The 12,427-nt window shown below is 28.1% G+C and carries 11 protein-coding genes; all 11 read right to left on the bottom strand.

Annotated elements, in window-relative coordinates; all coding sequences use genetic code 11:
• Window positions 1-66: 66 nt before the first annotated feature.
• The 11 genes from IC213_RS14640 to IC213_RS14590 all read right to left on the bottom strand — a co-directional run bounded on the left by IC213_RS14640 (window position 67) and on the right by IC213_RS14590 (window position 12,380).
• On the bottom strand, window positions 67-1,902 hold the full coding sequence (locus IC213_RS14640) for a glycerophosphodiester phosphodiesterase (RefSeq protein WP_227825065.1): 1,836 nt from the start codon (window positions 1,900-1,902) through the stop codon (window positions 67-69).
• A gap of 492 nt (window positions 1,903-2,394) precedes the next feature.
• Window positions 2,395-2,844: a GNAT family N-acetyltransferase gene (locus IC213_RS14635; RefSeq protein ID WP_227863205.1), complete on the bottom strand. Its 450-nt coding sequence runs from the start codon at window positions 2,842-2,844 to the stop codon at window positions 2,395-2,397.
• Window positions 2,845-3,158: 314 nt separating this feature from the next.
• Window positions 3,159-3,563, bottom strand: coding sequence for a YmaF family protein (locus IC213_RS14630; protein ID WP_227436462.1), 405 nt, complete (start codon window positions 3,561-3,563; stop codon window positions 3,159-3,161).
• Between the two features lie 116 nt (window positions 3,564-3,679).
• Window positions 3,680-4,546, bottom strand: coding sequence for a pentapeptide repeat-containing protein (locus IC213_RS14625; protein WP_227483302.1), 867 nt, complete (start codon window positions 4,544-4,546; stop codon window positions 3,680-3,682).
• A 350-nt stretch (window positions 4,547-4,896) separates the two neighbouring features.
• Window positions 4,897-5,136, bottom strand: a complete 240-nt coding sequence (locus IC213_RS14620; RefSeq protein WP_227436466.1) for a hypothetical protein — start codon at window positions 5,134-5,136, stop codon at window positions 4,897-4,899.
• A gap of 104 nt (window positions 5,137-5,240) precedes the next feature.
• A complete protein-coding gene (locus IC213_RS14615) occupies window positions 5,241-5,585 on the bottom strand; it encodes a zinc ribbon domain-containing protein YjdM (protein WP_227436468.1) in 345 nt (114 codons plus the stop codon).
• A gap of 326 nt (window positions 5,586-5,911) precedes the next feature.
• Window positions 5,912-8,422: a diguanylate cyclase domain-containing protein gene (locus tag IC213_RS14610; protein WP_227831476.1), complete on the bottom strand. Its 2,511-nt coding sequence runs from the start codon at window positions 8,420-8,422 to the stop codon at window positions 5,912-5,914.
• 998 nt (window positions 8,423-9,420) lie between these two features.
• Window positions 9,421-9,846: a helix-turn-helix domain-containing protein gene (locus tag IC213_RS14605; RefSeq protein WP_227436472.1), complete on the bottom strand. Its 426-nt coding sequence runs from the start codon at window positions 9,844-9,846 to the stop codon at window positions 9,421-9,423.
• Between the two features lie 283 nt (window positions 9,847-10,129).
• On the bottom strand, window positions 10,130-10,762 hold the full coding sequence (locus tag IC213_RS14600; protein ID WP_227436597.1) for a ketohydroxyglutarate aldolase: 633 nt from the start codon (window positions 10,760-10,762) through the stop codon (window positions 10,130-10,132).
• Between the two features lie 105 nt (window positions 10,763-10,867).
• Window positions 10,868-11,773, bottom strand: a complete 906-nt coding sequence (gene dapA / locus IC213_RS14595; RefSeq protein ID WP_227483334.1) for a 4-hydroxy-tetrahydrodipicolinate synthase — start codon at window positions 11,771-11,773, stop codon at window positions 10,868-10,870.
• Window positions 11,774-11,777: 4 nt separating this feature from the next.
• Window positions 11,778-12,380 (bottom strand): KpsF/GutQ family sugar-phosphate isomerase, encoded by a 603-nt coding sequence (locus IC213_RS14590; protein ID WP_227436474.1) that lies wholly within the window; start codon window positions 12,378-12,380, stop codon window positions 11,778-11,780.
• Window positions 12,381-12,427 lie beyond the last annotated feature (47 nt).

Below are 12,427 nucleotides of genomic sequence, written 5' to 3'. Positions count from 1 at the left end.
ATACGGTTATTTAAAAATATTATAAAATAAATATATTATTATTTTGCAATTTGCACATTTTTTAGTCTAATACACTTCAATTATATCTTTATCAGAATCATGCCTAAATAAATAATTAGCTACTCTATTTATGAATCCATTTTTCTGCCAATAAATTGCATCATCTACTAAAAATGGATTATCTGTAATTATACTATCTACATTTAAAATAATCATTTTTTTCATTAATTTACTGCTATTAATAGTCCATACAAAAACTTGTTTTCCTTTTTGATGTATGTTATCTACTACCTTTTTATTTATAAAGGTGGACTCTATTCCATATATGTCAACATAGTCCCAGTCATAAAAATTCCCATATGCAACTGCTGTTAAATAACAAGTTACCATATTGGGATTTAATTTTTTAACCCTTTTTAATACATTTTTATTCATGGATGCTACAACGCATTGATTATCTATTCTATTTGATTTAATTAGCTCTAATACTCTTTTTTCTACATCAGTTTTTTCATGACCATTAAGCTTTATTTCTATTAGCAATTTTATTTTGCCTTTAGAATACTTCATTGCCTCATCAAGAGTTGGTATTTTCTCCCCAGCAAAATCTGACCTAAAATGACTTCCTACATCATATGTCTTAATTTCATCATAATTCACTTCCCAAACATTTTTATTTACACCAGCGACTCTTTCAAAATTAGAGTCATGAAATAAAATCAACTCTCCATCTTTAGTTTCTTGAACATCAATTTCAGCATATTCAGCTTGAGTTATGAAGGTTTCTTTAAATGCTGCTATAGTGTTTTCTGGAGCAACCAACGCTGAAACCCTGTGAGCCGTTGCTGTTGTGTTGTAAAAAAATGAAGTATTAAATAAAATATCATTATTTAAAGAGTACATCATTGACTCAATATGTAAGATAAATAAAATTACTACTATTTTCAAAGTAACTTTTAATACTGACTTTATTGAGTTTTTTTGTTTTTCTAGATTCTTTTTATAGACACGAATGTCATTATATTCATAATAAAATGCAGAAATAAATCCAGTACTAATTATAAATATAGCTATTGATGAAATAAATGCTGCATAATCATTAAACATAATGCATCTACTAATAAATATATCTTTTAAAAAGTTTGCATTTGTGTAATTTTTAGTCCATATTCCTATCAATATAATAATAACATGATAAATTATATACCCCATAACAGTAATTATTAGAGATAATCCTAAGGAATAAAGTATTAATTTTATTGCTTTTCCTTTTGTAAGGCTAGCACTTTTTTTCCTTGCTTCTTTAAAACTATTTGTATTTAGAGTTACCTCATGTATACTAAAAATCCATCTAATGACTGATATATATAATATTAAAATTAAAACCATATAAATTATATTCAGAACAATATTAGAACTTATATAATCCAATATATATTCAGGAAGTTTTATTTTCCCTATAAAGCCTGAGGTTAGGGCTATATTCGTTAATGGAACTATTAGTAATACAAACACAAATAATAATATATTTTTAGGATTCAATATGTTTATAGATTTTCTTAAGGATAATTTAATAAGTTTAAACAAAGTAATTTTTTCAGAAATTCGTGATTTATCAAAACAAATAATCACTGAAGTAAATTCAAAAAACATATAAAACGCCAATATTATAATTGACAGTATGGCTAATATTATTGATAGAGGATTCGTTAATATTTCTCCTATGTTATCAGTACTTAAATACACTATATTTGCACTTTTCATAGAACTACTTAATACAAGTTTGATTGATGGTAATATAATCAACAAAGCTAATCCTTTATGAAATAGCTCAAATAGAATTAATGTACTCCAGTTATATTTCACCAATTTTATAAAATTATTTAAAACTTTCTTTTTCATGATATCCCCTTAATCTTTTTATTATATTTTAACCTGTAAATCACTTAAATATATATTATCTTTTAATAATTTATAATTTAATATCTCTCAAATTATTATATTTACAACTATTCACAAATAAAAAAGCACTTTCTTCTTCTTAAGAAAGTGCTTTTTACTATTAACTTGTATTTGCTTATATATTTAATATAGTGCTGAATCTATAGAAAATAAAATAAATTATTTTCAAATTTAATTGCTAGAATTAAAATTATAAGGTCTATCATTTTATAATATTATTTTATTGGACATATCAAACAATAACTAAATATAACTTTCTTCCTTCTTTACAGTCATATTTTAGTGTATTATCATTTGTAAGTTCTGTAGCAAATATAGTATCATATTTACCCAAATAGATTAGGACAATTACAATTTTATTTAAGTTGTAGAATTCTCTATATGCATATTTATATTTTCATATGCATATTTTTTCATTTAACTATATCTATATTAACTTAGCCTCATATGTAATATTGGAAATGGATTCCCTTGCCCATCTATTTCAGACCTATCAAACTCTTTAAATCCTAAGTGAATATAAAATCCCACTGCTTTTTTATTTTGTTCATTTACATCAACATATTTTATATTGTATTTATCTATAGCATATAATATTAGTTTTTTTCCAATACCATTACCCCTATATTCATCTTTTATAAATAACATTTCAATTTTATCTTTATCTATTCCCATAAAAGCTTTAATCATGTTATCAACTTTTAAACAAACCATAGTTTCTACTTGTGTCAAACCAATTTTAACTACTGGCTTCAAAGATTCAATATCTTTTTTTGTCAAAAAATCATGTGTTACTCTTACTGATGATTCCCAAATTTGTAACATCTCTTGAAGCTCTTTTGCACTCCTTTGTTTAACTTCAAAAACTATTTCAGAGCTCATAATAGTCTCCTCTCCATAGTATATTTTAATTACATAGTACAACCTTATGTTAAGTATAATCACAATAAAATTTTATTTTGTAAATAGTTTATTATAATTTATAATCATGTATTTTGGGCAAATAAATTCATTGTTGAATACTAGTTAAAATGCCTCTGATACTTATAAATGAATATTCTTTTTTATCAAAGATAGAAGTTATAAAGGACTATGAAAGCTAATATCATAGTCCTCATTAAGTTTAAACATTGTATATAATACACTTTTATACTTTACTTACATTCAATAAATTTGCTACAATAATTTACCTTAGTTTATACTAAAGGTGCTTCTATTTGAGTAGTAAAAAGGAATTTATGGCAATGACCATCACTAACAGTAGTATTTCCACATACTAAGTGAACATGCTTATTAGTTCCTGGTATATTAATTGCTGGACCTGTTGTAACACATATCTTGTGGAAATGGTCAAGAAAATCTACATTATCATTTATTTTATGAACATGATTTGTTCCGCCATTTATTGGTATAACTTCACCTGTAACTCCTGCAGCACGATGATTATGTCTATCTTCACATTCTTCTGCTAATTTAACACTTTCTGAGTATTCATGGACATGTGTCATTTCTTCATAGTCATTATAGCACTTATTACACTTATTATATTTATAATCCTCATACATATAATTTTTTTCACATTTACAATTTTGACAACTCATTTTTATATCTCTCCTATTATATTATATATTAAGAAATTCCTCTAAAGAATCTCTAATATATACTATGAACTGGAGTCAAAAAGGTTCATATTTTGTAAAGTTATGTAATAATTTAATTATTTATCCCAGTATTTAGGATGTACTAGTGTATCTGGTAACTTCGTATTAGAATCTCCCTTTGCAGTATTAATCTGTAATTGTGTAAGGAATACACTATTTTTAAGATTTGCCCCTCTAATATCGCAGTCTCTTAAATCTGCCCCTATCAAATTAGCACCACTTAAATCTGTTTCCCTTAAATTAGCCGCTATAAGAAATTTACCTTTTAAATCTGCTCCTATTAAATTTGTTTTTCTAAGGTCTACTCCTATTAAATCTATACTTTTACTTAATTTTTTCTTATTTTTAAAATTAGAAGTCTTTACAAAGGATTTAGCTTTTTCTAGTACAAAGTCACTAGCTTGTGACAATAATGAATTAACTTTTGTTCGATGTGATATTATATCTAAATCTATTAGTTGTTCTGGACTCATATTAGTTAGCTCATCAGTTTCTTCAATTATTAGATTGAGTTTTTCTTTGATTGAATTAGGTATATCTAATGTAGATGCTTCTTTAAGATACCATAACATTTCATGTAACTGCCTCATAATTAAAAATACTTCAAACATCTGGTTTGCTAATTCTGGCTCTTGTATCCAGTTTTTTCCCTTGTATGTTACCTGTGCTACCTTTTGACCCGAACCAAAGCAATCATACGTAGTACAGCCTCTAAATCCTTGATTTCTAAGATTTTTATGTACAGAACATTTAAAATCTGATTGTAAGTTAGTGCATGGCTTACCTGATTCCTTATCAGCAGGAAAACCTTCTGAAGCAGAAAAATAAAGTGCCACACAACAAAGTCCAAAGCACTTTTCACAATCAATTTTTAAATCTTTAAATAATTGATTATTATATGTATCTCTATGTATAGCTTTCATATTTACTCTCCTTTTATTTTTACATTTTATAATATAAATTAATATTTATTAACAAGTCATTTTTAAACTATTTATACAAAATTACTTCTTCTTAATTATAAGTTAAAGTGTCCTTTATTCCAATAGTATACAGTAATCTATCAATATTAATATTTGTGACAATGCCTTTTTCATGCCAATAGTTTTTGCATCCACAATAGTCTAATATTACACATTGCAGAATAAACTAAAAATTTTTCGCTTTTTATTCTCCAATGTGAATTGATGTTTGTATTGCATCATTAGTTTTCTTTTTAAATATATAATCTAAATTTGTCACAAAAAAAGAAAGAAATCATAAGATTTCTTTCTTAACCAATAATATATTCTAGTAATGTACCTTTTTCTATGTGTTTATCCATTTCTAATCTTTCATTTGGGCCAAATGTTATCCATAACTTTGCTTCCCCATTTTCGTCACACCCAACTACTGCTTCTCCATCTTCACTATCTTCACAGCATCTGTATACTATAGGTACTACTTTTTTCATTTCTTCCATTACTTTATTTACATAATAATCTTGTTCTTCACCTTTTAAAAAATAACACATACGTTACCCTCCTAATGAATTTTCTATTACTACATTAAAGTCTTAAATTTATATTTGTATAATAGCTATATAGATTATTTCATAAATACTACAAATTTTTTATACTATGCTTTTTTGACAACAGAAGACTTTAGTTTCATAGCTCCAAAACCATCTATTTTACATTCTATATCATGCCCATCAGATGGGTCATGAATTAAACGTATACTTTTTACTTTTGTTCCTATTTTTATAGATGATGAACTTCCTTTTACTTTAAGGTCTCTGATTACTGTCACAGCATCTCCATCATTTAACACATTTCCATTTACATCTTTAATAATGTTTGTATCTTCTTCTGTATCTAGTTCTAAAGTCCACTCATGAGAGCATTCTGGGCAAACTAGAAGAGTTCCATCTTCATAAGTATATTCTGAATTACATTTCGGGCAATTTGGCAAATTTTCCATATTCATGTGTCCTCCATTTATTATTTTTAATTTTATTTTTAAATATATAAAATTTCTTTTGAGCCTATATGATACCACATTATACTTATATTGACAAATATAGCCTTGTACTTATAGTTTTAAATATTTATAAAAGAAAAAACAGTCAATCTGTTATAATCAACTGCTTTTAAAACTAATACTATTTTTTATAAATTGATATTTCAATATCATTACAAAATTTACCTAATTCCTTAAATAAGAACTCTAATATTTCCTATAGTCAACGAAAATATTTTGTCTAAAGTAAAATTTAATTTATGCCCAACATAGTACTTCTTTTACTACTAAATCATACTGACACATAAATATGCTTCCTTTTGATTCCATGTTATAAGAGTCTTATTAATATCTATAGAGTCATAATTACAATACTGCCCAATATGTAATTTAGGATATGTACTCTTAAATCTTTTATTTCCATACAATAACAAATTATCTTCCTTATCAACAACATAAATACATTGATCAATACTATCTATAATAGCCTGGTATTGCTGCATCTGTTGATTTAATTTCTTCTTTTTCTTACGTTGCAAAAATATTGATAGAACTTGAGAAATCAAAGCTAATGTACTGACTTCTTCTTGTGTCCATAGACGTAGACCAGTACATTCATCAAATCCAACAAATCCTCTGAATACCTCATCTTCTCTATATGCACATTGAAGTGTGGAATGTATGTCTTGACTAGAAAACAATTCCTCTAATTCAGGACTTAATGTATGTACATCACGACAATAGAAAACAGAATCATCTTCAAAGAGTTTTTCATAATCTCCATAGTCCTCATAATCAGCATTTTGCAAGTATTCTATTTGAGGAATGATTCCCTCATTACACCATTCATAAGTATTAGAAGTGTATCGACCATCTTCTGAATTTTCAAAGATATAAGCACGACTCACATTAAACTGCTTACCAATAATTTCAAGTATCATATTAATCGTCTGGTCTATATTATCGGTCTGATAAAGGACACGGAATATATAACGTGTAAGATTATCAGAAGATTCGACGTATTTTTTTTCTGAATCAATAGCTGTCCCAAGAGAAGAGTAATTCAATTCTTCCAAGCCTTTAAAGGCATCATGATTATAGATGACATAATTGTTTTTACCCAAACTTTTTGCCTGATATAAAGCCTTATCAGCTCTTGTATACATTTCCTTGAATGTATTACCATCTTTCGGATATATAGAGATTCCAATACTACAGGTTACTTTTACAGAGCTTTTTTCTTTCTGAAATAGATGACGGAACATATACAGCAATTCTTCTGCTTTCTTTTCTGCATCTTTAGTTGAAGAAATGTTCTTCATAAAAATTGCAAACTCATCTCCACCTATTCTGCCAACAACATCACTATCGCGCATTATTTTTTTCATGCCTGATGCCATCTCTGTGAGCACTATGTCCCCAATCATGTGACCTTCTGTATCATTAATATGTTTGAAATTATCTGTATCAATCATAAATAGCGCACCCATAGCATCTAAATTTTGTTCAACATATTCCTTAATCTGCTTTTCTGTTTCAGCACGATTATAAATTCCTGTCAATGCATCTTTCTCTGCTATGTATTGCAATTTCTCAATCTGTTTTCTTTCTTTTGTAATATCAAGTCCTACACTATAAAAAGATGGTATTCCATCCCAACTGTCTTCTCCACTAATATAACATAGAGTGATAGTCCATATACGTTCTTCTTTTGAGCGCGTATATGCTCTTGCTTCAAATACAACATTATCTCCAGACTCTTTTAAATCTTGCGCCATCATCTTCGCACGCTTATAATCCTCAGGATATAAATATAAACATTGGCTATTAAGTTCCTCTTTAAACTGCTCCTTTGTATATTCAATCATATTCAGAAATATATCATTATACCAAAGTATTGTAAGATAATCCCTTGCATCCATTCGAATCATTCCTGCTGGAATAGTTTTCAGGATTGATTCTCTTTCCTGATCTTTTTTTGCAAGTTTATACTCAGAACTGTACATATCATAAGACAACTCTATGCGTGCTCTGTGTCCTTCCCAATTTATCATACGATTTTTAATCATAAATGTTCGCTTCAACTTGGAATTGTAAAACTCCCATTCATATGTCTCATCTTTTTTTAAACATGAATTGGTACAGAATGGACATGGGGAAGTTCTACCTTGAATTACCTCATAGCATTTTTTCCCAATCACCTCATTTGCTGATGCCTGTAGAGTATTACATGACTGTTTATTTACGTACAACAACTCATATGTATCCATATCACTTATATATACATTTCCAGCATACTCTGACATCATCCACTTAAAACTCTCTGTACTTTCTTTTTCCATCTCATATAGTTCATTCTGTCTAATTTTTAACTCATCAATATTTGAATATATGATATAGACTATTGCTTTTCCATCCTCCTGTGGCTCAACTAATATACCAGTCATTATTACCCAAACATATTCTCCATGATTTACTGGAATGCAAGTTTGATATTCTACACTTTTCTTACCATTCTGATAAGCATCTAAAAAATGACTTTTCATAGCTTCAAAATGATAAAGATTATCTTCATAATAATGTCTAAGACTAGAAAAATGAGACAAAAATTCTTTCTCTGTATATCCCAACAACTGATAAAAAGCTGTATTTCCCCAGATAATTGTAAATGAATCATCTAAAATATGCTTACTAACTCCAATATCCATAGCTTTTAGCATGTCCTCTGAAATAACTTCATTATTTGTTACTTTCTCTTCTTTACACATTCGATGTGTCCCAGTATCTTCTTGCTTCATTTTTAATTATCCTCCTCTCTTTATACCCACTTCTAATCTATTGTGCTAATTAGCATAATGATAAAAGTGAATAATCAGTGTGTCAAATTATTTTATTTACAATATTGTTTTATTTAACTTTTAAATTTTCACACATCGTCCAGCTTGAATGCTAAAGGTATGGCTATTGTTGATTTCCCTAATGCTACAACTTCAAAAATTATACAAATTGATTTCTTCTAATTTAGGCAATAGGTTTGATTTATTGCAAACAAAACTTGATTAATTTTATATATAGGGTGGAACTTATTGTTTCTTAACCATAATTTTCTGATATTTATCTAAAATTTGCCTTCTTTTAATGAAATTATATCATAACTTGAACTTTAAATCAGTCCTTTTCTAAATAGAAAAATAAGATAAAACCATTGAAATTATGGAAAAAATAATAGAAAATCATATCAATTTAAATATACTATCTACAGTGTTTTGTATTAACTCTACAAGTCTGATTGACCATTGCTATTTTTAATACGTATTTTTAAATATTCTTCTAAATTATCTTATAAAACTATATGTTTTTCGAGTTAATTATATATTAATATTCATTTTTTTAAACTTAGAGATACTATCTATTCTTAAATTCTTTTTAATATCAATTAAATATATTCTTTGTTTTTTATTCTATGTTATATACTATACACATAAAAACTGTATCTATTACTTATAGTATAGTTATTTGCTATACTATAAGTAATTTCTTCACTAAAAAATAACCACATAAGTAATTATCTTATATGGTCTATGTTAATTATTCATTATTATAAAGTTTTATTTTTAAGTGTACTACAGTAAATGTACTAAAATTGTTTAATAAATTTATTTTCTTTCTTATCAATAATTAAAAAGTAAGTGGTTATACCTAGATAATTATTATCTAATATAGTATCAGAAAAACTACCTCAATCTTCAACTAAAAGTAAATCTGTAGGTTTAACTTTTTTAAAATTTAATTTATTCTATTTTTTTATATAGTCCAGTATATAACTAATTCCCATACCTATAAAACTACCAACTATCCCCCACATAAAATTACTTGTGACAAATCCAATTGAGATGCCAATTATAAAACCACCTATAATTAAATTATCTGATGGGTCATTTTCTTCCTCATTTTTATCATAATCTGCGATATTATCAGTAGGTAATTTACCTGGTACAATCGTATCTTCAGCTTCAGTTTTATTTGTATTAACTATCAAATCATCTAAAGTTACATTAAATAGATTTCTTAATAGTATTAAATTTTCTATATCTGGATATGTTTTATTGGATTCCCATTTTGATATAGCTTGCCTAGATACATTTAGCATTTCAGCAAGTTGTTCTTGTGATAGATTTCTTTCTTTTCTTAGTCTTTTTAAACTTTCCCCCAAGTTCAACATAATCACCTCATCTCAATTTAAATTATATTTATTTATTGATTTATTCACAAGACTTATATAGTTGCACCATGTTAACTATTAGTTGCATTGCTGAATTTATCTACATTTCAAATAAAAAAATAATAAAGGAGTTGCCTTAAAATTGATTTTTTTCTAATCAAATTTTAAATTCAACTCCTTTTTTGGAATTTTAAATGAAATTTATTTCTTGAAAATAAGCTACTCTTCGTAAAAAAAAAGCTGTTACACATCAATTTATAATTGTTCAGCAACAGCTCTAACTTTAAGCTTTTCTTATATTTTTAATTGTTTCACGAATCTTTCTGGCATTTTCAGCAATATCTTCAACACTACCCTTGGTTAATAACCCACCAAATCCACACACATCAACACCATTTTCCAACCATATATGCAAGTTATCAAGAGTAATTCCACCACTTGCCAATATTGGCATATCAGGTATTGGTGTTTTAAATACCTTTACTAGTTTAGGTCCATAGAAATCTGATATTGGAAAAGCTTTGATAAAGGTAGCTCCTAAACTCAATGCATCTACTGCTTCTGTTAGTGATGTACACCCTGGTGCGTAAGGAATTTGATATCTATTACAAGTTTTTGCTACACCTTCATTGTAATTCGGTGCAATAATGAACTGAGCTCCATGTAAAATGGCATGACGAGCTGTTTCACTATCCAAAACTGTTCCAGCACCCACACAAAGTCTTTTACCATACTTTTTGCTAAGCCCTTGAATGATTTCTCCAGCATTATTCAAGGTATAACTCATTTCTATAACTGGTACTCCACCTTTAATACAGCCTTCAGCAATCTCACATGCACGCTCAAGTGTTTCCACTCTTACAATTGCTAGAGCTCCACATTCTACCATTCTTTTAGTTATATTCATCTTTTTCATACCATTCACCTCTACATTCATCAAAGCATTTTGATTCTTCATTAATTCCAATCCCATTTTACAATACTATATTAGTTATATGTCAATGTGATGTCACTATCTGTGTTATCTATTCTCACAGTTTTTATTGAATAAAGTTTTATAATTTTCAACTACTTGCTTAATTTCTTCAAGCAATTCTCCCATTGGCTCAATTACAGGAAGTCGTGCAGTCCCAACATTAATTCCATTCAAGACAACAGTTTTCTTTATAACAGATGGAATAGTCCCAAATTTTAGGATACGCCGAAGTTCTTCAATACTATTTTGAGCTTTTTGAGCTGCTCTTAAATCACCCTTAATAAAGTTATCATAAATAGCAATATCAATCTCTGTTAAAAAATTTGCTGTGGCTGCTACAGCACCTTGCCCACCAGATTTCAAAGTATCAAGAATAAGGGAATCTGAACCTGAAAATACACTAAAGTCTTCATTCCTAGTTATTTCAATATAAGCTTTTATATTATCAAGCTTACCACTACTATCCTTTATTCCAACAATATTCTTTACCTTAGATAATTCATGTACTGACTCAGGTTCAATATTAATTCCAGTCTTACTTGGCATGTTATACATCATAATTGGTAAGTTAACTGCATTAGCAATAGTTTTATAATGTAAAATTAATTCCTGTTGTGTTGGTGTTACAAAATATGGCGTAATAATTGATAATGCACTTGCACCTATTTCTTCCATTCTCTTGGATAAACTTATAACTTCACGAGTTGAATTACCTCCTGTTCCAACAAAAACAGGTACACGATTGTTAGTGTGATTGATAACAATCTTTGCAAATTCAACCTTTTCATCATCTGTAAGCACATGACATTCACCATTAGTTCCTAAAATAAATAATCCATAGATTCCTCTATCAATTAGATAATCAATCAATTCACATGTTGCGTGTGGATTGATATTTTGATTTTCATCAAATGGAGTTATCATTGCACATATAATACCTTTATATTTCATAAAATTATATTCCCTCTCTAATAGACTTTCCAAGACTTCCTCCTGGATGCCACTTTAAATACTGCTTTGCATCAAGACCTTTAGCGTACTGAAGTGCAACACTTAATGATTGTAATACTATAGTTTCAGCAAGAATTGATGCACGAGGAGCCTTATTAAGGCAATCTCCTTCCTGTTTAACGCCTGCAAATAGGAATATATCAGAAGAATTTTTTAAGTATGAATCAACATTACCACTCACCCCAATTATTTTTGCTCCATTTGCTTTTAATGTTTCAACAGTTGCTTTTAATTCTTGAGTTTCACCACTATTCGATATTGCAATAACAACATCACCCTCAAGTACTTGACCACTTGACCCATGTACTGCTTCTGTACCATGCAATACATATGCTGGTGTTCCAGTAGATGAAAGTAATGAAGAAATATACCCTGATACATGACCTGGTTTACCAATACCAGTTACATGCACACGTCCATAACTTCTTTCTGCTTCGAAAATTAAATCACATGCTTTGTTTATAGATACTTCATCTATTGAAGCAATGAACGTTGCAACTTCATTAGATAGATTCTCTAGAAATACAGGTAATGTATTTTCTACCATAGATTTATCCTCCTTAAAATTATAATAGGAATACCTATTATCCTTGT

The sequence above is a fragment of the Clostridioides sp. ES-S-0049-02 genome, from assembly GCF_020658465.1.
Lineage (GTDB): Bacteria > Bacillota > Clostridia > Peptostreptococcales > Peptostreptococcaceae > Clostridioides.
The sequence above is the reverse complement of the archived record's forward strand: the minus strand, read 5'-3'. Positions and strand labels throughout refer to the sequence as shown.